The following is a 21,726-nucleotide window of genomic DNA, read 5'->3' on the forward strand; positions in this document are numbered from 1 at the left end:
ATAGTTGCAAAAGAAACCAATTCGGCCGGGCCATACCCGGACAAGCAACACGGCCAACGAGCCGGCTCAGGGAGGACGAGCGTGAATCCAACGAGATTTGGACTGCCGGTCGCGGCCGCACTCGTGGCAGCGCTGCTGCCGAGCGCGGCGTCGGCGCAGGTTTCCGACGACATCGTCAAGATCGGCGTGCTCACCGATATGAACGGACCGGCCTCGGCGCCGACCGGCCAGGGCTCGGTGACCGCGGCGCAAATGGCGATCGACGATTTCGGTGGCACGGTGCTCGGCAAGCCGATCAGCGTCGTGATCGGCGACCACCAGCTCAAGGCCGACATCGGCGCTTCGCTGGCGCGGCGCTGGTTCGACGTCGAGCAGGTCGACCTGATCGTGGACGTGCCGGTCTCGGCGGTCGGGCTCGCGGTGCAGAACATCGCCAACGAGAAGAAGCGGCTGTTCATCACCCACTCCACCGGCACCGCGGATTTCCACGGCAAGTTCTGCTCGCCTTACGCGATCCAATGGGTGTTCGACACCCGCGCGCTCGCGGTCGGCACCGCCGATGCGGTGGTCAAGCGGGGCGGCGACAGCTGGTTCTTCATCACCGACGATTACGCCTTCGGCCATTCGCTGGAGCGCGACGCCTCCGCCGTCGTCACCGCCAATGGCGGCAAGGTGCTGGGCTCGGTGCGGCCGCCGTTGGCAACGCCGGATCTCTCCTCCTTCGTGCTGCAGGCGCAGGCCTCCAAGGCCAAGATCATCGGCATTGCCGCAGGCCCCCCCAACAACATGAATGAGATCAAGACCGGCGCCGAGTTCGGCGTGTTTAAGGGTGGCCAGCAGATGGCGGCGCTGCTCGCGCTGATCACCGACATCCACGGCATCGGCCTGCAGGCGGCGCAAGGCCTGCTGCTGACCACCTCGTTCTACTGGGACATGGACGACAAGACGCGCGAATGGTCGAAGCGCTATTTCGCCAAGATGAACAAGATGCCGTCGATGTGGCAGGCCGGCGTCTATTCCAGCGTGATGCACTATCTCAACGCCATCAAAGAGACCGGCACCGACGATCCGCTGAAAGTGGCGGCCAAGATGCGCGAGAGGCCGATCGAGGATTTCTTCGCCCGCAACGGCAAGCTTCGCGAGGACAATCTGATGGTGCACGACCTCTGGCTGGTGCAGGTGAAGACGCCGGAGGAGAGCAAATATCCGTGGGACTATTACAAGATCCTCACGACGATTTCCGGCGACAAGGCGTTCGGCCCGCCGGACCCGGCGTGCCCGCTGGTGAAGAAGTGACGATCGCTTGAAGCGATCGTCATTCCGGGATGGTCCGAAGGACCAGACCTCAGGTGCGCAATTGCGCACCGGGGAATCTCGAGATTCCGGGTTCGGTGCTGTGCACCGCCCCGGAATGACGGTCGCTTCACCACGCCGATCGCGTCAACGCCGACTTGCGGCGATGTAGGCAGCGAGGCGTTTTTGTGAAAGCATGCCGCGCAACGACAATAGAACAACGGGAGGTGTCATGTTGCGAATTTTGCGTCGCGGTGTTTTCGGGCTCGCAGTGCTCTTGGGTCTTTTCAGCGCCACCCCTCCCGCCTCCGCCGCCTATCCCGACCGTCCCGTGCACTGGCTGATCGGCTTTTCCGCGGGCGGGCCGGTCGACATCGTGGCGCGGATCATGGCGCAGTGGCTGTCGGATCGGTTCGGCCAGCAATTCATCGTCGAGAACCGCACCGGCTCGGGCGGCAACATCGCCGCCGCGGCCGCGATCAGCTCGCCGCCGGACGGCTACACGCTGCTGTTCGTCGCGCCCAACAACGCGATCTCGACCTCGCTCTACAAGAAGCTGCCGTTCGACTTCCTGCGCGACACCGTGCCGGTGGCCAGCATCATGCAGCTTACCAACATGCTGGTCGTCTCCAACGCGTTTCCGCCGAAGACGGTCCAGGAGTTCATCGATTATTGCAAGGCCAATCCCGGCAAGATCACCTACGCCTCCTCCGGCAACGGCACTTCGGTGCACATGTCGGCCGAACTGTTCAAGGCGATGACGAAGTGCGACATGGTGCACGTGCCCTATCGCGGCTCGGCGGTCGCCTTCCCCGACATCATCTCCAACAAGGTGCAGCTGATCTTCGACAACCTGCCCTCGGCGATGGAGCAGGTGAAGGGCGGCAACGTCCGCGCGCTGGGGGTGACCTCGCCGCAGCGCTGGCCGAGCGTGCCCGACGTGCCCGCGATCGCCGAGACCGTCCCGGGCTTCCAATCGGTCGGCTTCTACGGCATCTCCGCGCCGAAGGGCACGCCGAGCGAGGTGATCGAGATCCTCAACAGGGCCGTCGGCGAAGCATTGAAGGATCCGAAGCTGGTCGCGCGCCTCACCGAGGTCGGCGGCCTGCCCAAGCCGATGACACCGGCCGAGTTCGGCAAGCTGGTCGCAGACGAAACCGAGAAATGGCGCAAGGTGGTCGAGTTCGCCGGGGTCTCGGTGGACTAGGGCGGCGCTCGCCGCGGCCGCACCACGTTCGAGGGGGCCAACAGGCCCTCTCAAAGCAAAACTGCGAAAACAACCCCATGCACAGTAGACGAGGCTAGCGATTTCAATGGGTTACCGCCCATACCGAAAAAAAACCTGCGAAAAGGCGGTTTGCTCCGTCGGGCAAAACAGGGCTATACAGGCATCATCGGCAATTTCGGTAATTCGAAACTGAGTCATGACGCCGTGCCAGCGTTCCCATCGACCTGAGCCAGCATTGCACCTCCGCCTCCAGCCCTGTAAACGAACCGCGCACCGTTGCCGGCCGCGCTACCTGCGGCCGCCTCGCGGCGGGGCCTGTAGCTCAATGGTTAGAGCCGGCCGCTCATAACGGTCTGGTTGCAGGTTCGAGTCCTGCCGGGCCCACCACGCTTCGCCCTTCGGGCTACGCGTGGCACAGCCACACGGAGAGCGAAGGGCGAAACGTGGCGTCCGGCGCAGCTGGAGCGGAGCGGAAGCGAAGACGGACTGGCGCGGCGGAGCTTCGGCTAAGCAGGCCAACGCCACACATCAAAGCCCACGCCGGCAGGTTGCCGATATTCCTCGTTGAAAGCGCCGGGATCCGACCTCAGCATCCATTTTCAGATACTCACCGCGATCGGTGGTGAAGGCCGTGGTGCTGGGCAACGCCAGGCGTTGTCTCATAAGCGCTGTCGGGCGCAAACAAGGGAGCCGCGCCGCCAGGGCGTTCCAGGCCCATTCTGCCTGCCGGCGTCAGTTCGCAGTCATTCAACACATCCCGATCGGGATATTGCGCCTGAAACAAATCTGGATGTTGAGTCGCCCACAATGGGCACTGGGCGCTTGCAGAGCTTATCGCGCCAATCGACATCATTGCTGCAATAACAAAGGTCCTGAATCCAGTCATGGTCGTGCTCCGAACGGCTGTTGTTTTCGTGCGGAGCATTCGCGCTGGTTCGAATCGGCTGCTCTGTTGAACGCGTTTCCTTCGGGTTTCTTGGATGAACATGAGATGGGTATGCGCTTCGGAAAAAACCACGCGGTGAATAATCACGGCTGCGCGAATGGCAATCGGTATGATCATCATTGCGTGACGCATACCCGCATCCCCGCATGTCTGAAGTCGCGTCACATCGAACACATTCGCCAAAGTCGCTCCAGCATCGGCCGCTGAGTGCAGAAGCCCATGCGAGATCATGAAGCCGAGTGCGGGGTTTACAGATTCGCACGAATTCGACCGCCAACCGGCGCGTGATGCCGAGGACGTTACCAGTCTTGCAGGCTTGGCCGATTGCGAGGGCGTGGACCGAGGCTCATCTAACGCCTCATCGTAGGTCTATCGGAGAAACTACCATGCGATCGGGTCTCGTTTTGAGCCTTTTGATTATCCTGTGTGCACCCGTCAGCGCCGCGGTGGCAGGCCAGGTCCATCGGCATCATGCGCAAGCGCAGTCTCGTGTTTTGACGACTGGGACCGCTGCGGCCTGGGCCTATTCACCGGCACGGCCGGCCCGCCATCAACCGACGCCGCACTATGATGATCAACCGGAACCAGGTCATAATCCGTACGAGGGATGGGGCGGTTAACAGCCCCTTGCCGCCGACTTGGCGCCCTGCGAGCGCGGCGAGTTTGGCCCCACCTATTCCGCGCGACTTGTCGCTCGAGCGTTGAGCTCAAAACAGCACGATCGGCCATATCGAGGCGGACGGCAGAACTTCTGGACCAAGATCAACAACCGCAGTCACTTCATCGTCAGCGGACCAGTGTCTGATCTAGACCCCGGGAAAGACGGCCCGCGATCCGGACCCTACGGCGCAAGAGGTTGCCAGATGCAGGTGTCCATAGCGATGCACGGCGAGTTCGGTTCCGCTCCTTAGCCGCTGGTTCAGGAGGCGTTCGCCCTTGCGCGTTCGCGGGCGGCTTCCATGACGGCAAAGCCATCCGGATAGCTCACCAGGATCTTCAGAGAAGCGCGCGCAGGGGAGCGGTGCTGCAGCCCGCGTCGGGCGAACCTAGAGCTTCCGATACGTCACATGCGCCGTCGCGAACGGGATGCCCGCACGCCCGGCGCTGCCGCGAACGATGCAGGCGCGATCATCGATCGCATAGAGCCAGTCATCGAAGTTCAGCGTGAACGACTTGCCATCGCCTTGGGGGGTGTCGCGCGTGTACTTCCAATGGAAAGCACAACCCGCCTGCTCGCCGGTGGCTTCACCTTCCAGCCGGTTTTCATGGCCGGTGTACTGACCTTCGCCCGTCCTGTGAATCGTCCAGCGCAGCGTGTCGCTATGGCCATCATCGAAGGTGTAGGTTTCGGTCAGGGCAACAGTGTCGGTGTCCGCGTCCAACTCGCCGTGAGCAGCAATGGTCGCTCGCTTCAATAGCCCACCGACCAGGCTCTCAACCACCGCCCATCCTTCAAAGCGACCAACGAAGAACTGCTCCGGGAGAAACACCGGCGTGGTGCCAGCGAATGCATCAATGGCCATGGCGAGACCTCCGAACCGATGGCGACATAAGTCGCCTCGCGGTGACCGAGTTCCTCAGGGGAAACCTGCTCAGCTCCGCGGAGTGCTTGGAGCGCAGGAAAACCCCCGCGCCGATACCTCGCATTCTCCACAGCCCTCCGGAACACGTGGACAAGCCGAGCCCTGCCGTTTGGGAATCCCTGCTCCGTGCTAACGCGCGGAACGATTTGGCGCGGGCACGGATTCGTCCCGCAGGAGCGATCTCGCATGTTGATGACCAGGGAAAGACGGCCGGCGATCCGCACGCTGCGCGGATGGGCCATCAATTTGCTGCAGGAGGCCGGCGTGATCTGCGAATGCGAGGAGCACGGCTGGGCCAAGGATCGTGCCGACCCGCACGCGCGCCATCGCGCGGTCGAGCTTGCGCGCCAGGATCCGCCGGACGGCGTCTCCGTCGATCAGGCCGTCGCGGAGATCAACGATGTCCTCGATTCGATCGGCGATACCTGTCCGGAGTGCCCTGACGAGGGCCTTTGAGGCCTGCGGCAAGGACCTTCGCATACCAGGCGGCATTAGGCGTGTTCCTGGCCATGTGGCGATCCGTCCGGCGTCACCGGATGCTTCATGCCGATTTCCGCCGCGCTCCTGAGGCCTGCTTCTTCGCGGACGTCTCCTTGGCGGCCGCCTTCTTGCCCGCGATCGGCATCAGCATCTCCTTCTGGCCGGCCGCCGCCTTTCTCGGCTTCTTCGCGGGCTTGTCCGCCTTGGCGGGCGCGGGCTCTTTCCCGGCCTCCTTGCCGACGCTCCGGCGCAGCGCCTCCATGAGGTCGACGACGTTCTCGCCCTTCGGCCGCTCCTTCGGCCGGATCACCTTGCCGGCGCGCTTTTCGTTGATCAGCGCGATCAGCGCGGTTTCGTAATGGTCCTCGAACTTCTCGGGCTGGAAGCGTCCGGCCTTCTGGTTGACGATGTGCCGGGCGAGATCGAGCATGTCCTTGGTGACCTTCACGTCCTGGATCTCGTCGAAGTATTCCTGCTCGCTGCGCACCTCATAGGGGTAGCGCAACAGGGTGCCGACGAGGCCCTTGTCCATCGGCTCCAGCGCGATGATGTGCTCGCGGTTGGTCAGCACCACGCGCCCGATCGCGACCTTGTCCATCTCGCGGATGGTTTCGCGGATCACCGCGAAGGCGTCGTGACCGACCTTGCCGTCGGGGCGGATGTAATAGGGGCGGATCAGGTAGCGGGGGTCGATGTCCGACCTGCCAACGAACTCGTCGATCTCGATGGTGCGCGTCGACTCCAGCGCGATCTCCTCGAGCTCTTCCTTGGAGACCTCGATGTACTGGCCCTTCTCGAGCTCGTAGCCCTTGACGATGTCCTCATTGGGCACCTCGTCGCCGGTTTCCGCATCGACTTTCAGGTACTTGATGCGGTGGCCGGTCTGCCGGTTGAGCTGGTTGAACGAGATCTTCTCGCCCTCGGAGGTGGCCGGATAGAGCGCCACGGGGCAGGTGACGAGGGACAGTCTCAGGAAGCCTTTCCAATTGGCGCGCGGGGCCATGTACGCAGAACTCCGGTTCGAGGCGGCTTGGATTCAAGACGAATGGCGGCCCTGGGTTCCGACACCGGAGCGACAATCAAAATGCCGCCCGCCTCATCGCCTTCTCCGCAGCAACCTCCAGCCGCCGCGGCCGCCCGAGCAGGTAAGCTCGACGGGCGACGCAGACATTCACCCGACCTCGTCGGTCTCCACCCGCCTCAGGACCGGCTCGATCGTGTCCCGGGTCTTGCCGATATGCGCCGTCATCGCAGCGACCGCCCGGTCGGTGTCGCGTGCCAGCGCCGCCTCCATCAGTTCGCGATGCTCGCGCGCGGCGGCGCGATTGCCGCGGTCGGTCTTGCGCGCCAGGTCGAGATAGCGCTCATTATGGGCGAACAACAACTCGCGCACGCGCAGCATCCAGGCGCTGTCGCAGGCTTTTACGAGCGCGGCGTGGAATTCGCCATGCGCCACGATCCAGGTCGGCGAAAAGCTGCCGTCCGCGGCTGCGATCGGCGTCACCGCCAGCCGGTGATGCGCGGCGACCACGGCCGCCTCCCAGGCGAGATCGCCGTTGGCGATGGCACGGCGCAGGCACTTGGTCTCGATCTCGATGCGCATTTCGGTGAGATCGCGCAAATCGGCGGCCGACACCGGCGCGACGCGGAAGCCGCGCTGCGGCATCGCCGTCACCAGCCCCTCTGCGGTCAACCGCGCAAGCGCCTCGCGGACCGCCCCGGTGCTGACCGAGAAGGCCGATCCGAGCTCACTGATCTTGAGCTTCGCCTCGGGCCGGTACCGGCCGACGAGCAGACTGACGCGGAGCTGTTCATAAACAGTCTGGGTGGCGCTTCCGGACATTGCTCATATCTATCACAGAAGCGAAACCAAAATACATTTTCGACCAAAAATATATTTTAATTGCTCGCCGGCCGAGACCTCCCTATGTTCCAGACAAACGGCCGTCCTCAGCGCGGCCGATCAGGGAGGAGCCGAATGCGAAGCGCCATTGCAGCTGCAGGGCTGTACGTCGTCTGGTCCGCTCTCGCGGCACCGGCTATCGCGGAGGACCAGCCCGGCATCACCTCCACCGAGATCCGCATCGGACAGACCATGCCCTATAGCGGGCCGGTGTCCGCCTTCGGCATCCTCGGCAAGGGCGAGGTCGCATATTTCAAGATGGTCAACGACCGCGGCGGCATCAACGGCCGCAAGGTCAACCTGCTATCGCTCGACGACAGCTACGTGCCACCCAAGACCGTGGAACAGACGCGCCGGCTGATCGAGAGCGACGACGTCTCGTTCATCTTCTCGACGATGGGAACCGCGCATAATACGGCGATCGCCAAATATCTGCAGGGCAAGAAGGTGCCCCAGCTGTTCGTCGCCTCGGGCGCCTCCAAGTTCGGTGATCCCGCGCAGTTTCCCCTGGCGCTGATGGGCGTGATGGCGCCGTTCCGCAACGAGGCGCGCATGTATGCGCGCTATGCGCTGCAGAAGAAGTCCGACGCGACCTTCGCGGTGCTGGCGCAGAATGACGATTTCGGCCGCGACTATCTCGCCGGGCTCAAGGACGTGCTCGGCGATCGTTACGAGACGGCCGTCACGGCGGCGACCTACGAGCCGACCGAGCCGACGATCGACTCCCAAATCGTGAAGCTGAAATCGACCGGCGCGGATGCGCTCGTGATCGCCGCGACGCCGAAATTCGCTGCGCAGGCGATCCGCAAGACTTTCGAGATCAACTGGCGTCCGATGACGTTCCTGACCAATGTGTCGGTATGGATGTCCTCGGTGATGGAGCCCGCCGGGCTCGACGCCGGCACCGGCATCATCTCGAGCGCCTATGTGAAGGATCCGCTCGATCCGGCATGGGCGGACGATCCCGGCGTGAAGGGATGGCGCGACTACATGGCCAAATACGTGCCTGACGGCGACATCCGCGACTCCAACTACGTCAACGGCTACAACAACGGAATGGTGCTGGAGCACGTGCTCAAGGCGGCCGGCAACGACCTCAGTCGCGAGAATATCCTGCGGCAGGCGCTGTCGATCAAAGATCTGGAGTTGCCGATGCTGCTGCCCGGCATCAAAGTCAATACCGGCGAGAATGACCATCTGCCCGTCGAGCAGCTGCAGTTCATGCGCTTCTCCGGCAAGCAGTGGGAGCGCTTCGGCGAGGTGCTCTCGACCAAGTAGCGCCACGTTGCGCGCATCAAGACACCGCCCGCCTCACCGCCTTCGCCGCCTTCTCCGCCTCCAGCCGCCGCGGCCGGCCCAGCAGGTAGCCCTGCATCTCGTCGCAGCCTTCCTGGACGAGGAGCGACATCTGGGCCTCGGTCTCGATGCCTTCGGCCAAGACTGGGACGCCGAGCCCATGGGCGAGGCCGATCACGGCGCGGACGATGGCGAGCGAGCGCTCGCTCTGGCCGAGAGCGGCGACGAAGGAACGGTCGACCTTGATCCGGTCCAGAGGAAACGCTTCGAGATAGGACAGCGACGAATAGCCCGTTCCGAAATCGTCGAGCGCCATCAGGATGCCGAGGGACTTGAGCGACTGCATGGTCCGCTTGGCGCGCGGCACGTCCTCGATCAGGACGCCTTCGGTGATTTCGAGCTCGAGCCGGCCGGCCGGCAGCCCGCTGTCCCGCAGCGCCCGTCGGACCTGCGCATCGAGGTTTTCCCGGCGGAACTGGGCCGCGGAGACGTTGACCGCAACGCGAAGCGGCTGACCCCATGACGCCGCCTCCCGGCACGCCTCCATCAGCACCCAATCGTCGATCTGCGCGATCGCGCCGCTCTGCTCCGCGATCGGGATGAACTCTCCCGGAGAAATGAGGCCACGCACCGGATGCCGCCAACGCACCAGCGCCTCGTAGCCCATCAGCGTGCCGTCGCGATGCTGCTGCGGCTGGTACTCGAGATAGAGCTCGCCCCGCTCCACGGCGACGCGCAGATCGTGCTCCAGCGCACGGCGGTCCCGCAGCTGCTGATCCATCGCGCTGGTGAACAGGCGGATGGCGCCCCTGCCCTCGTGCTTGGCACGATAGAGCGCGGCATCGGCGTTCGCCAGCAGCGAGGCGGCATTGTCCGCATCGCGCGGATAGAGCGCAACGCCGACACAGAGATCGATCTTCAGCGCGTGGCCGTCGACCTCGATCGGGCGCTCGAATTGCGCCCGCATGCGCGTCGCGAGCAGCTCGGCGGTGGCCGGCAGCGGCAGCTCATCGATGATGCCGATGAACTCGTCACCGCCGACGCGCGCCACGTAAGCTCCTTGCGCGGCTTCCTGCAGGCGGCGCGAAGCTTCGCGCAGCACGGCATCGCCGACGGCATGACCGAAGCGGTCGTTGATCGCCTTGAAGTGGTCGAGATCGATACAGAGCACCGCGAAGGCGCCGTCCGTGATCTCCGCGCGTTCGATGGCGTCGCCAAGATGGTGACCCAGCGCGGCCCTGTTGGGCAGCTCCGTGAGCGCGTCGTGGCCCGCCAGATAGCTCACCCGCTGTTGCGCCCGATTGCGCTCCGTCACGTCGAAGGCGACGCAGACATGGGCCGGACGGTCCTCATAGACCAGCGGCCGGGATTCGATCACGACTTGGATCGCCTCGCCGTCGGCGGTCCTGTGCAGTTCATAGTCCTGCTCGGCGTCCTGCCGCTCGCAATATTCGAGCTGGCGTTCGGACATCGCGAGCAGGTCCTGGCGGGAATAGCCGTAGTGCCGGCACATCGCGCCATTGACGGCGATGAGGCGCCGCCGCTTCGCGTCGACCACCCACATCGGCAGCGGGTTCTCCTCGAACAGGAGACGGAACGAGGCCTCGCGGCGCTTGAGGTCGGTAATGTCGATGCGGACCCCGATGCTGCCGCCGTCGCTGGTGCGTCGTTCCTCGACGCGGACCCAGCGGTCGCCCGCCAGATGCTGCTCGTGCGAATGATGCGGCAGCGCATGGTGCGCGAGGCGCTCGGCGAGCCATTCCTCCTCGCGCCCCGCAGCGTCCGGGTATTGTCCCGCGGCAAGGCCCGTTCGAAGCATGGTTTCGAACGGCGTGCCGGCCGCAAGACCTTCTTGGCTGGCACTGTAGAACTCGGCGTATTGATGATTCCACAGGACCAGGCGATCGTCCTTGTCGAAAACGGCAAGTCCTTCTGGGACGACGTCGAGGGCTTCGGTCAGATGGGTGTGCGCAGCGCGGGCGGCGGCTTCGGCCTGCTCGGCCGCGATCTTGGCTTTCGCAAGCGCCAGCTCGGTTCGATGACGCTCGGTGATGTCCTCGTGGGTGGCGACCCAGCCCTTGCCCTCCATCGGGCGATGCCGGATCCGCACGATGCGGCCGTTGGTCAATTCCACGGTGGTATCCGAATTCTCGGCGCTCACCGGAGCGCTGTTGCGCCAGACCAGATAGTCCTGCTTCGACATCGTCGGCGCGCTGCCGGCCGAATAGCGGAGATCGACGATCTCGCTCAGCTTCATGCCGGGCCGGACCAGCTTCGGATCCAGATCGTAGATCTCGAGATATCGCCTGTTGCAGACGATCAGGCGCTGATCGTCGTCGAAGAAGCAAAGGCCTTGAGACATGTTGTTGAGCGCCCGGTCGAAGCGCTCCGCAATGGCCGTCGCGGTCTGCTCCGCGGCCCGCGCGCGGTCCCCCTCCTCGGACAGCCGTGCGTGGGTCTCGACCAGCTTCACGAAGGAACGGAAATTGGTGTTGATCATGCGGGCGAGCAGAGCAAGCAACACCAGGAGATTGATCCCGACCGAGACCAGCATCCCCTCGCCCGAGAGCAAGAGGAGCGTGCCGATCGGCACGCCTGCGATCAGCATCGCCAGCCGGGACGACGGCGGAAAGCTGCCGAGACAATAGGCCGTCCCGACGCAGCCCATGAAGAGGAGCAGGGCGACCGACGCGCGCAGGCCGGGATCGACCGCCATGAACAGCCCCAGGATCCAGATCACGAAGCCGCAGCTGAGCAGCACCGTGGCGAGACGAACCCTCGCGAGCTCTCGGTACGCTTCATCGGCGGTGAAATCGGCCTTCTTCAACCGGAACCACTGCGCCAGCCGAAGCAGACACGCCGCCATGAGCGCGGCCGGCAAGGCAAATCGCAGCCAAGTCGATACCGTGTCGGGGAGGACCAGCCCGATGCTGACACTGTTGACCAGAAGCATGGCGTAGAGAACGGGCACCTGCTTGCGCAAGACCCGGAACTGCTCGACCAGCAGCGAGCGGCCGAGCGGATCGCTCGTGTCGCCCACGGAGAAGGAGTCGCGAAGCCGCGCGAAGAAGCCCATCGGATTTGTCCCAGCCGCCGTGAAGGTTAGGGCCGGAGTGGCGAAGGACCCGTAAAGGCGCTTGGTGTTTTTACGTTTAACGGAATGTTGGACTCACGAGGCCCATCGCCTCGGTTCCAAGGATGAAACTGTCCGCGGGCTGGGCATAGCGCCCTCACCCCTCCACCCGCCACAGCCTCCACCGCTCCGGCACGCCCTTCAGCCGGTGCACGCCGTGATCCCGCAGGCTCACCGCGGCCTGCGTCGTCATCAGCTCCTTCACCGCGCTCGACACCAGCACCTCGCCGGCGCACGCTTTCGCGGCGATGCGGGTGCCGATGTGGAAGGCAAGGCCGACCATCTCGCCGCCGCTGATGGTGTATTCGCCGGCATGCAGGCCCACGCGGATCTCGAGGCCGAGCGTGCGCACGGCTTTCTGGATCGCATTGGCGCAAGCGATGCCGGCGGCGGGCTTCCTGAAGGTCGCCAGCACGCCGTCGCCGGTGGTCACGACTTCCTTGCCGCCGCAGGTCTTCAGCTCCTTGCGGACCGCCGCGTAATAATGGCCCATGACCTTGGTCCAGCGCGCATCGCCGAGCTTCGCCGCCTTCGCGGTGGAGCCGACGATGTCGACGATCAGGATGGTGGCGAGCGCCTGCTTGAGCTCTGGCTTGCGTGCGGCCGACGGCCGCCGGTTCGCGATCGGGCCGGTCAGCGGCTCATAGCGATGGCTGCGGCGCCGCGCGATCGCAGCTTTGGTGTAGTCCTGCGCGCGCTGCGCGGTGCCGCAACGAATGGTCTTCTCCTGCGGGAGGCGCGACCAATAGACCTTGCGCGCGGCGCCCGTGCCATGCACTTCGACCGCGCCCCATTTCAGGAAGACCGCCGAGCCGACCCGCCTGACACACCACGCCTTCGACGTGTATCCGGAGACGTTCGACTGATGGACACCGATGCGGAGGAATTTGGGCATGAAGGCGCGGCCGTTGGAAGGACCGTTGGACGATTTGAAAGAAGCCTATTCGGACAGTTCCGCATCGGCAATAGGCGCTATCGCGCGGTTCTCTGGCCCACCGATGGCACTTTCTGCGGCAAGGCGCGTTGCGGTGTTTTCGAGGAGGCGCAGATGACCAAGACCAAGGCTGCCCACGCGCAAGACGCAAAGATCCCGACGCAAGCAGCGCTCAATCCTGGTGACGAAGCCCCGCCTGGAACCAAGGGCACCGGCGAAGACGTCTGTCCCGATTGTCACGGCAAGGGACGCATCGACGGCGCGCCTTGTGCTACCTGCGGCGGGAGCGGCACCATCACGCGGGCGGTCGGCGGCGCCTGACGTCCCCTCCTCCAGCGGCTTCATCTTCGTAGCAACGATCGGCCCTTACGCGTGTTTTCCGCAACTGGAGACAGTGAGGCGCGGCATGAACAAGACGACCGGACTGACACCCGACGATTTTCCGATCGAAGCCGACAAGGACAAGCTGAAGACACACAAGGGCGAGCCGGTGGCCTCGGCCGAGACCGAGCAAATTGCGGACGAGATCGCCGACCGGCTGAACGAGCACGCTCACCAGGAAGAGCAGGACCGCTGGTCGGCGTAGTTCAGCGGGTTGGCGGTCCCGCAGGAATTGGAACGACCCCGCGTTCCCGCGCATTGGCCTTTCGCCGGCGTCTCATCATTCCGGCAAATGGCGGCCTCGGCTCAAGCCCCGCCCCCGGACCGCCGGGCCGGGGCCGCCTGAGGCCGAGCACAGGAGCGGACATGAAAGCACTCGTCATCGCAGGGCTCATCGCGGCTCTCGCCTCGTCCCCCTCCGCCTTCGCGCAAAGCGACGCGGGTGCGTCGAGGACGGGCTCCAGCATCAATTCGACCGGCACCGGCGGCACCACCGGCGCGGGCGCCTCCAGCCTCAATACGTCGTCGGACGCCAATAGCGGCGGCGCGAATGCACCGGCGAAGTCGTCAACGATGAGGCCGGGCGACAACGATCCGGCCCGGCAAACCGGCCAGCAAGCCCTGCCCAACGCCGGACCTAACCGGAAATAGCGCGAGCCGGAAAGGCATACAGCTCGATCGGAGCGTTGAAGCCGCGCACCTCGTGCCGGCCGACATGCTCCAGCGCGAACTCCTTCTCGACAAGCTCGGCGAAATCGCGCGACAGCAGCACGTTCCTGCCGAGCGTCTTGGTCAGCGCCTCCAAGCGGGAGGCCATATTGACGGCCGGGCCGATCACCGTGAAGTCGAGCCGCCGGGCCGATCCGATATTGCCGTACATGACGTTGCCGACGTGGACGCCGATGCCGTAGTTCAGCGGCGCGCGGCCGATTCCGCTGTTCCGCTCGTTGAGCGCGGCCATGGCGTCCCGGGCCTCGGCCACAGCGTGCAGAAGATTGGCGCAGGCGTTCGGCTGATGCAGCGGGAAGATGGCGAGCAGCCCGTCGCCGATGAATTTCAGTATCTCGCCGCCGTGCCGCGCGATCGGCTCCGACATCGCGTCGAAATAGTCGTTGAGCAGGCCGATGACGTCGTCGCGCGGCCAGTTGTCGGAGATCTTGGTGAAGTCCCTGAGGTCGCAGATCATGATCGCGGCGCGTACCGTCGTGCCGCTGCCGCGCCTGGTGGCGCCGGCCAGGATCATCTCGCCGGCGTGCGTGCCGACATAGGTCTCCAGCAGCGTGCGTGCCAGGCGATTCTTGATGCGGATCTCGCTGACCAGCGCCAACACCGGCAACAGCTTCTTCAGGCCGGCGACATGCGCGTCGTCAAACCCGCCGGGCCGAGCGGTCGCGAAAGTGACGATGTGCCGCTTGCCGAGCGTGTGGTAGAGCGGCCAGGCGACATAGTCGGTGAGGCCCTTGGCCCGCATCTCGTCATAGAGGGCGTGCTTGCGGCGATGCGCGGAATCCTGCGCGAGCCGCTCGCGCACCTCGGCGGCGCCGTCATGGATCTCGTTGGCGGCGCTGCCGATATATTCTGACCGCTCGCGCACGTCATAGTCGACCAGCGCAATCTCCGCCTCACGCATCCCGTCGGACCACATCATCCGTGCGCCCAGCCATTGCGGGTGGTTGATCAGCACATGGAGCGTCGCGCGCTGCACCGGAATGCCCGCCTGCTGCAGGCGGATGCACATCTGCGCGAAGATGTCGTCGATGTAGCGCTCGTCGCGCGTGCCGTTGGTCAGCCAATCGATGACGCCGTCGGCCTGTGTGGGGGCGTATGTGTCTGGCGCATTCATATCCTGCCCCTCGAGCTGCGGTTTAACGGAGCAGATATCGTGCGCCGGCCGGGCGGCGTCAACCTGGCCAGTTGCACGGATTGTGCGCATCGATCTGAGGTTCTAGACCAGAAGCCGGATCGACCCCAGCACCGGCAGGCCCGAGACGAGCGCAAGCTGCGACGGCCCGGCCAGCTCGAGCTTCAGCGTGCCGGTGCGGGGAATCGCAAATTCCTCATGGTCGAGGCGGATGCGGCATTCGCCGCGCGCGGCGTAGACCAGATGCGTGCCGGCGGCGAGCTGGAGGTCGCCGGGTTCCTTCAATGCGACCAGGTCGATCTCCGCCGCACCGCGCCGCGCCATGAGGTTCACGACCTCGACGGGACCGGCCTCGAGCTCGGTCACGATCTCGAGCTCGCCGGTGAAACGCACCGTCGTAAAAGGTTCACGTTCGTCGAATTCCTGCGTCGGGGACTTCAGCACCAGCCCGCGCCCTTCGACGACCATCTGCAAGCGGTCGATGCCGGGCATATGGGAGAAGGGACCGGGCGCCACGATCGGCGTCGACGCAAAGCGCCACAGCAGGCTGTCCCAGCCCTTCCGCGGCGCATCGGCCCGATGAGCATCAGCGATGTCGGTGAAGATGCCGCCGCCGTTCTTCCAGGGCGAGCGGGTGTAGTCTTCAGGATCGAGCAAGGTGACTTTCATGTTCGGCGGCCGCCCGGGACGTTGAGGTTTGTACCCCATTTGTAGCCCGGATGATGTCGCTATTTCGACGCCAATGCCGCCACAGGCCGCCAGCTGACGTCGGGCGCGGCTGCAGCGAGCTGACGGCAGCGGTCACGCATCAGCTCGGCGGGGCGATCGTCGCCGCGTTGCTTCAGCACCGCCTCGAAATCGGCGAGCGCATCGACAAAGCGGCGGGCGCGATAGGCGGCGAGGCCGCGCTCGTAATCCGCGATCCAGCCGATGCTGCCAACCGCTCTCTCGTTCACCATCCCGATCAGCTCGTGAACGGAAAGTCCCTCCTCGCGTCCGTAGACCGCGATGCTGTCGACCTCGCGCGTGACGACAGCGCCGCGCGCCAGACGTTCGGTCGTCGCGCCGATCAGGATCTGCGTGCCGTAGGATTTGTTGGCGCCTTCGAGCCGGCTCGCGACATTCACGGCATCGCCGATCACGGTGTAGTTCAGCCGCAGCTCCGAGCCGATGTTGCCGACCAGCATGCGGCCGGAATTGATGCCGATGCGGATCTGGAGCGGCTGGCCGAGATCGTCGACGAGGCCCGACTCGTCGATCGCTCTGCGAGAGGCGAGCGCGGCGCGGCAGCATCGCGCGGCGTGATCGTCTTGCGGCTGCGGTGCGCCCCAGAATGCCATCACGGCATCGCCGATGAACTTGTCGATGGTGCCGCCATTGGCGACGATGATCTCCGAGGTGAGGTCGAGATAGCGCGACAGCAGCGGCACCACGCGATCGCCGAGCCGCTCCGACAGCCCGGTGAAGCCGGCGATATCGATGAACATCACGCTGAGCTCCTGGACGCTGCCGCCGGGTTTCGCCTCGACGCCCTGGCGCAGCAGGCCGCGGACGAGATCCGCCGGGATGAACTTGCGGAATGCGGACAGGCCGGCCGCCATCTCCGCGATTGCACCCGAGAGGCTCGCGATCTCCTTGAGCCGCGACGGATGGCGACGGACCTGCTCCAGCGCGAAGGCTTCGACATGGCGCAGCTCGCCGACGACGCGCGACAGCGGCGCGGCGATGACGGACCGCGCGAGCATCGCCGAGGCCAACGCCGCGAGCACGGCGCCGATGGCGAGGCCGAGGATCAGGCGATGCAATGTCGTCTCGACGGGCCCGAGAAATTCGGCCTCGGGGATCACGGTCGCGAGCGACCAGCCGGGAAATGGCAGCGGCGTCAGCGCCACCTCATAGGCCGCGCCGCCCGAGGTGAGCCGGCTGCGCCAGGCCTCCTTGCGGCCGGCTTCCCCCGCATGGTCGAGCGCTGCACGCGCCAGCGGCAGCAGCGTCGTGTCGCCGCGGGCCGGATGGAGCTCGTCGGCGTCCTTGTCCGGCGCTGCGACGAGCTCGCCGCTGCCGTCGACGATGAACGCAGTCCCGGTGCGACCGACCTCCAGCTGCGACAGGAAGCGCGCAAGCCTCGTATATTCGATGATGACGGCAAGCACGCCTTGCCGCTCCTGGTAGACGTCGATCGGTCCGGCGAAGGCGATCGACGGCCGCTCGCCGGTCGCATGGTCCATCACCCTGAACCATTGCGGGTCGTCTGCGCTGAGCCCCGCCTTGAACCAGGCCTGATCGGCGACACGGAAATCGGTCGGCTCGAAGCGGCGGTTGGCGAATTCGATGTCGCCGGGCACCACGTCATATTCGTCGACCCGGCGCTCGCCCGGATGATCCGTGAGCGAGATCTCCATCATCTCCAGGCGCCGATCGCCGAGCTTGTGCGCGGCGAAGAAGGAGCCGTCGGGCCAGCCGAACGCGACCCAAGAAATCGTTGCCTGCGATTGCAATTGCGAGAGAAAGACGAACTCGCGCTTGTCGGCCTCGCGGGTGTCGAGCACGTTCTGGAGGAACAGCGTGCGGATCGCGGTGTGCGCGGCCCGCGCCTCGTCGACGATGGCCGAGACCTCCTTGCGCACCGCCGCCACAATCTGCTCGTTGATGGTCGAGGCGAGCTGCCGGCTGGCCGCCTCCGCCGTGCGCCACCACAGCAGGCTGGACAGCGCCGCGGTCAGCAGGATCGCGGCGAGGACCAGCGCGGACACCGCAAGGCGGATGCTCACCGTCATCCTTGCGACCGCGCGAAGCTGGCGTGCGGGATCGACGTTCATGGTTGTATCCGCCTTTGGGTGGGCGCGACTCCTGTCATCGCTCTACGCAGATGTGCTGCCGTCCGTTACCTCTGCCAAGCTTGGTAGGACGCATCCAATGCTCTCGCTCTAACGTGTCGATAGCGCCAAGGCATTGGATTTGGCCGCCCACTTGCCCGCTAATCCCCACCCAAGCGCACCGCCCGTGCGCTCGATCCAATCGGTCTCACGAATTCGTGAGCAGCCCGCCGTAACGCGGGCGGCGCGCGGAGCGAAGGAGTCCATGCGCGCATCCCCGCCCAGGCGATGCCACCTCGAACAGGAGAACCTTGATGTCTGCCAAACATGCCGTCACCTCCCTCGTCCTCGCCGGTGCGGTATCGACCGCGCTCGCGACCCTTGCCTCCGCCGGCCCCCTGACCAAGGCCGAAGCCGATGCCGCCATCGCCGCCAAGAAAGAGAAGTGCTTCGGCGTCGCGCTGAAGGGCCAGAACGATTGCGCGGCGGGACCGGGCACGACCTGCCAGGGCACCTCGACCGTCGACTTCCAGGGCAATGCCTGGAAATTCGTCCAGGGCGGCACCTGCACCAGCATCGAGCTGCCGAACGGCAAGAAGGGTTCGCTCAAGCCGGTGTAACCGCCGGCGCAATGGCAAGCGCGAACGGAGCAGCACGATGAGCACAATCACGCCGACCCCGCCAGCAGCGCTGCCGCTCCGCTTCGCAACGCCGATCGGCGGCGTTGCCGGGACGAGCTTCAAGCCCGAGCACCTCCCGGCAATCCTCGAGGCAAAGAATCGGCGCGGCTTCTTCGAGGTCCACGCCGAGAACTACATGGGCGCCGGAGGGCCGCCGCATCGCGCCTTGGAGGCGATCCGCCGCGATCATCCGCTCTCGCTGCACGGCGTCTGCATGTCGATCGGCGGGCCCCGGCCGCTCGACAAGGCGCACCTGGCACGCTTCCGCAGCCTCGTCGCGCGCTATCAGCCGGCGCTGGTCTCCGAGCATCTCGCCTGGTCGACGCATGAGACCAGCTTCTTCAACGACCTGTTGCCGCTGCCCTATACCGCGGCGACGCTGGCCTGCGTCTGCGATCACATCGACCAGGTGCAGGAGGCGATCCGCCGGCCGCTGCTCTTGGAGAACCCGTCGACCTATCTCGCCTTCCGCGAATCCTCGATGCGCGAGACCGAGTTCATCCGCGCCGTTGCCGAGCGCACCGGCTGCGGCCTGCTGCTCGACGTCAACAACGTGTTCGTCTCTGCCACCAACCATGGATACTCCGCGCTCGACTACCTCGCTGATTTTCCGCTGTCGCGCGTCGAGGAAATTCATCTCGCCGGGCATGCCGAGCAGGCCGACGACGAAGGCGACCTGCTGTTGATCGACAGCCATGACGGCCCGGTCACTGATGCCGTCTGGAAGCTCTACGACATCGTGATCCGGCGCCGCGGGCCGGTGCCGACGCTGATCGAATGGGACAGCAAGATTCCGGACTGGCCGGTGCTGCAAGCGGAGGCCGCCGCCGCCCAGGCCATCCTCGACCGCCATCACTCGGCCGTGCCGGCAGGAGAGCGTCATGCCGCCTGAACCCGGTCTGTGCTTTGCCGCATCGTTCGCGCCGGCGCTGCTGGATCCGGCACGCAGCACGCCTGAACTCGTGACCGGCCCGAACGGCAAAGCTGCTGACCGGCGGTACGACGTTTACCGCAACAATGTCACGGTCAGCCTGATTGACGCGCTCGCCGCGATCTATCCGGCGGTGCAGCGCATCACCGGCACCGACTTCTTCCGCGCCATGGCGCGCTTCCACGTGCGCAGCAATCCGCCGACATCGCCGCTGCTGTTCGAATATGGCCGCGATTTTCCGGAGTTCATCGAAACTTATGAGCATGCGCAAGATATGCCCTGGCTCGCAGACGTCGCGCGTCTCGAGCGGGCCTGGCTCGATGCCTATCACGCCGCCGACGCCGCCCCGCTATCGCCGGCCCGGCTCGCGGCGGTAATGCCCGACCGCCTGGCCGATCTGGTGTTCATTCCACACCCGGCCGCGCGATGCCTGCGTTCGGACTACGCCGCCGTGACGATCTTTGCGGCCAACCGCGGCGACGCACCGGTCACGCGGATCGATGCCTCGACGCCGGAAGATGCCCTGATCACGCGAGGCGAATTCGACGTCGCCGTGCGCCGCCTTCCACCCGGCGGCGCGGCCTTCGCGCGCCATCTCCTGTCGGGCCGGCCACTTGGCGAAGCCGCGGCGGCGGCGCTGGAGGCGGCAAGCGAATTCGACATCGCCGCGAACATTGCCGGGCTGATCGAAGCCGGCGCCTTCACCTCGCTCTGTTGCGGAGACCCATCATGATCACGGACCAGCACATGACGACTGCCGGCGGCCTGCCCTCGCCCGGAGCACTCATCGACAGAGCCAATCATCTGGTGCAGGTGCTCGCGATGCCATCGCTGGTCCAGCTCGTGCTGCGTCTCGCGCTGGCCGTGCCGTTCTGGCGCTCGGGCCTGCTCAAATGGGACGGCTTCCTCAAGCTCAACGACACCGCGGTGACGCTGTTCAGCGACGAATTCATGCTGCATCTGCCCGGCGGGCCCTATCACTTTCCGGCCCCGACGGTGATGGCCTTTCTCTCGGGCTCCGGCGAGATCATGTTCCCGATCCTGCTGGTGCTGGGACTGGGCACGCGGTTCGCAGCGCTCGGACTGCTGGTGATGACCGTGATCGTCGAGCTCACGGTGCCGGACGGCTGGCCGATCCATCTCACCTGGGCAGCAATGGCACTTGCTCTCATGGCTTACGGGCCCGGGCACATCTCGCTCGACCATCTCGTTTGCCGGGCAAGGTCGCACGCGCGATAGGCACGCGATCTTATCTATCCACAAGCACGACCGTCATCCTGAGGTGCGCGCCCTTGCGCGCCCCGAAGGATGAGCTGCAAGCGCCTGTGGCCCATCCTTCGAGGCTTCACCTTGCGATGCGGGCGCATCGCAAGGCTCGCACCTCAGGATGACGTCGGTGGGTGTGATTAGCGTAGCTACATCCCGCTCAGGCCGCTGTCGACCGCGAGGGTTTGTGCGGTGACGTAGACGCTTTCGTCCGAGAGGAAGAACAGCACGGCATAGGCGATCTCCCAGGCTGTCGCCTGGCGGCCGAACGGGATATGGCTCTTGCCGCGGGAGGGACGGCCGGCGCCGGCTTCGCGGCCGTTGGGGGTGTCGACCAGGCCGGGATAGACGAGGTTGGCGCGGATGCCGCGGCGCGATCCGAGATGGGCGATGTTGCGCATCAGGCCGCCGAGCGCGGCCTTGGAGGAATCGTACACCGCCATCTGCGAGCCCGCCTTCAGTGCGGCGATGGAGGAGATGAAGACGATGGCGCCGCCATTGTCGAACCTGGGCATCGCGGCGCGGCAGCACAGCATGGGGCCGCGGACATTGACGTCGTAGATCTTGTTCCATTCCTCGAGGCTGACAGCATCGAGCCCGACCTTGCCGAAGATGCCGATGTTCAGCACCATGCCATCGAGCCCGCCCATGGCGCCGTGCGCCTCGTCGATCATGCGGACGACGTCGGCTTCCGAGGTGACGTCGGCCGCGATCGCAAAACCCTCGCCGCCTTCATCCGTAATGCGCTTCACCGTCTGCTCGGCGGAGCTGCGGTTGAGATCGGCGACCGCGACCTTGGCGCCCTCGCGGGCGCACAGGACACTCATGGCGCGGCCGTTGCCGATCGGGTCGCTCGCTGAGTCGAACACGCGCTGGCCGCCGCCGACGATCAGGATGCGGCGGCCCTTCAGGCGCCCCCTGCCCGGCGCTTCGCCGGATGATTCCACGCTCGGCGGACGGATGTAATGCTCCGGCTTGCTCTCGGTGTCCGCCAT

The 21,726-nt window shown here is 65.4% G+C and carries 21 protein-coding genes and 1 tRNA gene; 13 read left to right on the top strand and 9 right to left on the bottom strand.

The features are described from left to right. The first annotated feature begins 81 nt into the window (after window positions 1–81). The 4 genes from HZZ16_RS13235 (at window position 82) to HZZ16_RS13250 (ending at window position 3,674) form a co-directional block, all read left to right on the top strand. A complete protein-coding gene (locus HZZ16_RS13235) occupies window positions 82–1,296 on the top strand; it encodes an ABC transporter substrate-binding protein (protein ID WP_197948891.1) in 1,215 nt (404 codons plus the stop codon). A gap of 229 nt (window positions 1,297–1,525) precedes the next feature. Continuing rightward, the gene (locus HZZ16_RS13240; RefSeq protein WP_197948892.1) at window positions 1,526–2,500 is read left to right on the top strand and encodes a Bug family tripartite tricarboxylate transporter substrate binding protein; all 975 of its coding nucleotides are present in this window, start codon (window positions 1,526–1,528) and stop codon (window positions 2,498–2,500) included. Window positions 2,501–2,832: 332 nt separating this feature from the next. Further along, window positions 2,833–2,908: transfer RNA gene (locus HZZ16_RS13245), tRNA-Ile, on the top strand. A gap of 235 nt (window positions 2,909–3,143) precedes the next feature. Next, complete coding sequence (locus HZZ16_RS13250; RefSeq protein ID WP_197948893.1) at window positions 3,144–3,674, top strand: hypothetical protein; 531 nt, start codon at window positions 3,144–3,146, stop codon at window positions 3,672–3,674. Window positions 3,675–4,513: 839 nt separating this feature from the next. On the opposite strand, the gene HZZ16_RS13255 is transcribed toward HZZ16_RS13250, so the two are convergent. Then, window positions 4,514–4,990, bottom strand: coding sequence for a DUF3833 family protein (locus HZZ16_RS13255; protein WP_197948894.1), 477 nt, complete (start codon window positions 4,988–4,990; stop codon window positions 4,514–4,516). Window positions 4,991–5,236: 246 nt separating this feature from the next. Between HZZ16_RS13255 and HZZ16_RS13260 the strand changes: the two genes are divergently transcribed. Then, entirely contained in the window at window positions 5,237–5,506 is a 270-nt protein-coding gene (locus HZZ16_RS13260) for a hypothetical protein (RefSeq protein WP_197948895.1), read from the top strand. 85 nt (window positions 5,507–5,591) lie between these two features. Here HZZ16_RS13260 and ku read toward each other — a convergent pair whose 3' ends face one another. Beyond that, a complete protein-coding gene (ku, locus tag HZZ16_RS13265) occupies window positions 5,592–6,533 on the bottom strand; it encodes a non-homologous end joining protein Ku (RefSeq protein ID WP_197948896.1) in 942 nt (313 codons plus the stop codon). 168 nt (window positions 6,534–6,701) lie between these two features. Continuing rightward, entirely contained in the window at window positions 6,702–7,373 is a 672-nt protein-coding gene (locus tag HZZ16_RS13270; RefSeq protein ID WP_197948897.1) for a GntR family transcriptional regulator, read from the bottom strand. 135 nt (window positions 7,374–7,508) lie between these two features. Between HZZ16_RS13270 and HZZ16_RS13275 the strand changes: the two genes are divergently transcribed. Continuing rightward, the gene (locus tag HZZ16_RS13275; RefSeq protein WP_197948898.1) at window positions 7,509–8,711 is read left to right on the top strand and encodes an ABC transporter substrate-binding protein; all 1,203 of its coding nucleotides are present in this window, start codon (window positions 7,509–7,511) and stop codon (window positions 8,709–8,711) included. A gap of 16 nt (window positions 8,712–8,727) precedes the next feature. Here the strand turns inward: HZZ16_RS13275 and HZZ16_RS13280 are convergent, their stop codons facing one another. Further along, window positions 8,728–11,805 carry an EAL domain-containing protein gene (locus tag HZZ16_RS13280; RefSeq protein ID WP_197948899.1) on the bottom strand — a complete coding sequence of 1,026 codons (3,078 nt, stop codon included), beginning with the start codon at window positions 11,803–11,805 and terminating at the stop codon, window positions 8,728–8,730. A gap of 154 nt (window positions 11,806–11,959) precedes the next feature. Beyond that, window positions 11,960–12,757 carry an adenylate/guanylate cyclase domain-containing protein gene (locus HZZ16_RS13285; RefSeq protein ID WP_197948900.1) on the bottom strand — a complete coding sequence of 266 codons (798 nt, stop codon included), beginning with the start codon at window positions 12,755–12,757 and terminating at the stop codon, window positions 11,960–11,962. Between HZZ16_RS13285 and HZZ16_RS38140 the strand changes: the two genes are divergently transcribed. From HZZ16_RS38140 to HZZ16_RS13300, 3 genes are all read left to right on the top strand, one after another. Beyond that, window positions 12,728–13,117: a molecular chaperone DnaJ gene (locus tag HZZ16_RS38140; protein ID WP_197948978.1), complete on the top strand. Its 390-nt coding sequence runs from the start codon at window positions 12,728–12,730 to the stop codon at window positions 13,115–13,117. The two genes, HZZ16_RS13285 and HZZ16_RS38140, sit on opposite strands and share 30 nt — an antisense overlap. An 85-nt stretch (window positions 13,118–13,202) precedes the next feature. Then, window positions 13,203–13,382 (top strand): hypothetical protein, encoded by a 180-nt coding sequence (locus HZZ16_RS13295; RefSeq protein ID WP_036035855.1) that lies wholly within the window; start codon window positions 13,203–13,205, stop codon window positions 13,380–13,382. Window positions 13,383–13,543: 161 nt separating this feature from the next. Next, entirely contained in the window at window positions 13,544–13,828 is a 285-nt protein-coding gene (locus tag HZZ16_RS13300; protein WP_197948901.1) for a hypothetical protein, read from the top strand. On the opposite strand, the gene HZZ16_RS13305 is transcribed toward HZZ16_RS13300, so the two are convergent. The 3 genes from HZZ16_RS13305 to HZZ16_RS13315 form a co-directional block, all read right to left on the bottom strand. Continuing rightward, window positions 13,815–15,020, bottom strand: coding sequence for an adenylate/guanylate cyclase domain-containing protein (locus tag HZZ16_RS13305; RefSeq protein WP_197948902.1), 1,206 nt, complete (start codon window positions 15,018–15,020; stop codon window positions 13,815–13,817). The genes HZZ16_RS13300 and HZZ16_RS13305 overlap by 14 nt on opposite strands. Window positions 15,021–15,122: 102 nt before the next feature. Continuing rightward, window positions 15,123–15,707 (bottom strand): HutD/Ves family protein, encoded by a 585-nt coding sequence (locus HZZ16_RS13310; protein ID WP_197948903.1) that lies wholly within the window; start codon window positions 15,705–15,707, stop codon window positions 15,123–15,125. 59 nt (window positions 15,708–15,766) lie between these two features. Beyond that, a complete protein-coding gene (locus HZZ16_RS13315; RefSeq protein ID WP_197948904.1) occupies window positions 15,767–17,857 on the bottom strand; it encodes an adenylate/guanylate cyclase domain-containing protein in 2,091 nt (696 codons plus the stop codon). A gap of 311 nt (window positions 17,858–18,168) precedes the next feature. Between HZZ16_RS13315 and HZZ16_RS13320 the strand changes: the two genes are divergently transcribed. Genes HZZ16_RS13320 through HZZ16_RS13335 form a run of 4 tightly spaced genes read left to right on the top strand, consistent with a single transcriptional unit; the run spans window position 18,169 to window position 20,704 of the window. Next, a complete protein-coding gene (locus HZZ16_RS13320; protein WP_197948905.1) occupies window positions 18,169–18,474 on the top strand; it encodes a BufA1 family periplasmic bufferin-type metallophore in 306 nt (101 codons plus the stop codon). A gap of 37 nt (window positions 18,475–18,511) precedes the next feature. Then, entirely contained in the window at window positions 18,512–19,426 is a 915-nt protein-coding gene (bufB, locus tag HZZ16_RS13325; RefSeq protein ID WP_197948906.1) for an MNIO family bufferin maturase, read from the top strand. Further along, a complete protein-coding gene (locus HZZ16_RS13330; protein ID WP_197948907.1) occupies window positions 19,416–20,198 on the top strand; it encodes an HvfC/BufC N-terminal domain-containing protein in 783 nt (260 codons plus the stop codon). Before bufB ends, HZZ16_RS13330 begins: the two co-directional genes overlap by 11 nt. Further along, window positions 20,195–20,704, top strand: coding sequence for a DoxX family protein (locus HZZ16_RS13335; protein WP_197948908.1), 510 nt, complete (start codon window positions 20,195–20,197; stop codon window positions 20,702–20,704). The genes HZZ16_RS13330 and HZZ16_RS13335 overlap by 4 nt, the downstream gene beginning before the upstream one ends. A 176-nt stretch (window positions 20,705–20,880) precedes the next feature. On the opposite strand, the gene HZZ16_RS13340 is transcribed toward HZZ16_RS13335, so the two are convergent. Then, the gene (locus HZZ16_RS13340) at window positions 20,881–21,726 is read right to left on the bottom strand and encodes an SDR family NAD(P)-dependent oxidoreductase (protein WP_197948909.1); all 846 of its coding nucleotides are present in this window, start codon (window positions 21,724–21,726) and stop codon (window positions 20,881–20,883) included.

The organism is Bradyrhizobium glycinis, assembly GCF_016031655.1.
GTDB lineage: Bacteria > Pseudomonadota > Alphaproteobacteria > Rhizobiales > Xanthobacteraceae > Bradyrhizobium > Bradyrhizobium glycinis.

What these genes read in the sequence shown, in the direction of transcription:
- HZZ16_RS13240 (WP_197948892.1), top strand. Translation starts at nt 1,526, where the DNA reads ATGTTGCGAATTTTGCGTCGCGGTGTTTTCGGGCTCGCAGTGCTCTTG.
- HZZ16_RS13255 (WP_197948894.1), bottom strand. Translation starts at nt 4,990, where the DNA reads ATGGCCATTGATGCATTCGCTGGCACCACGCCGGTGTTTCTCCCGGAG.
- HZZ16_RS13260 (WP_197948895.1), top strand. Translation starts at nt 5,237, where the DNA reads ATGTTGATGACCAGGGAAAGACGGCCGGCGATCCGCACGCTGCGCGGA.
- ku (WP_197948896.1), bottom strand. Translation starts at nt 6,533, where the DNA reads ATGGCCCCGCGCGCCAATTGGAAAGGCTTCCTGAGACTGTCCCTCGTC.
- HZZ16_RS13270 (WP_197948897.1), bottom strand. Translation starts at nt 7,373, where the DNA reads ATGTCCGGAAGCGCCACCCAGACTGTTTATGAACAGCTCCGCGTCAGT.
- HZZ16_RS13275 (WP_197948898.1), top strand. Translation starts at nt 7,509, where the DNA reads ATGCGAAGCGCCATTGCAGCTGCAGGGCTGTACGTCGTCTGGTCCGCT.
- HZZ16_RS13280 (WP_197948899.1), bottom strand. Translation starts at nt 11,805, where the DNA reads ATGGGCTTCTTCGCGCGGCTTCGCGACTCCTTCTCCGTGGGCGACACG.
- HZZ16_RS38140 (WP_197948978.1), top strand. Translation starts at nt 12,728, where the DNA reads ATGGACACCGATGCGGAGGAATTTGGGCATGAAGGCGCGGCCGTTGGA.
- HZZ16_RS13285 (WP_197948900.1), bottom strand. Translation starts at nt 12,757, where the DNA reads ATGCCCAAATTCCTCCGCATCGGTGTCCATCAGTCGAACGTCTCCGGA.
- HZZ16_RS13295 (WP_036035855.1), top strand. Translation starts at nt 13,203, where the DNA reads ATGAACAAGACGACCGGACTGACACCCGACGATTTTCCGATCGAAGCC.
- HZZ16_RS13300 (WP_197948901.1), top strand. Translation starts at nt 13,544, where the DNA reads ATGAAAGCACTCGTCATCGCAGGGCTCATCGCGGCTCTCGCCTCGTCC.
- HZZ16_RS13305 (WP_197948902.1), bottom strand. Translation starts at nt 15,020, where the DNA reads ATGAATGCGCCAGACACATACGCCCCCACACAGGCCGACGGCGTCATC.
- HZZ16_RS13310 (WP_197948903.1), bottom strand. Translation starts at nt 15,707, where the DNA reads ATGAAAGTCACCTTGCTCGATCCTGAAGACTACACCCGCTCGCCCTGG.
- HZZ16_RS13315 (WP_197948904.1), bottom strand. Translation starts at nt 17,857, where the DNA reads ATGAACGTCGATCCCGCACGCCAGCTTCGCGCGGTCGCAAGGATGACG.
- HZZ16_RS13320 (WP_197948905.1), top strand. Translation starts at nt 18,169, where the DNA reads ATGTCTGCCAAACATGCCGTCACCTCCCTCGTCCTCGCCGGTGCGGTA.
- bufB (WP_197948906.1), top strand. Translation starts at nt 18,512, where the DNA reads ATGAGCACAATCACGCCGACCCCGCCAGCAGCGCTGCCGCTCCGCTTC.
- HZZ16_RS13330 (WP_197948907.1), top strand. Translation starts at nt 19,416, where the DNA reads ATGCCGCCTGAACCCGGTCTGTGCTTTGCCGCATCGTTCGCGCCGGCG.
- HZZ16_RS13335 (WP_197948908.1), top strand. Translation starts at nt 20,195, where the DNA reads ATGATCACGGACCAGCACATGACGACTGCCGGCGGCCTGCCCTCGCCC.
- HZZ16_RS13340 (WP_197948909.1), bottom strand. Translation starts at nt 21,726, where the DNA reads ATGGCGGACACCGAGAGCAAGCCGGAGCATTACATCCGTCCGCCGAGC.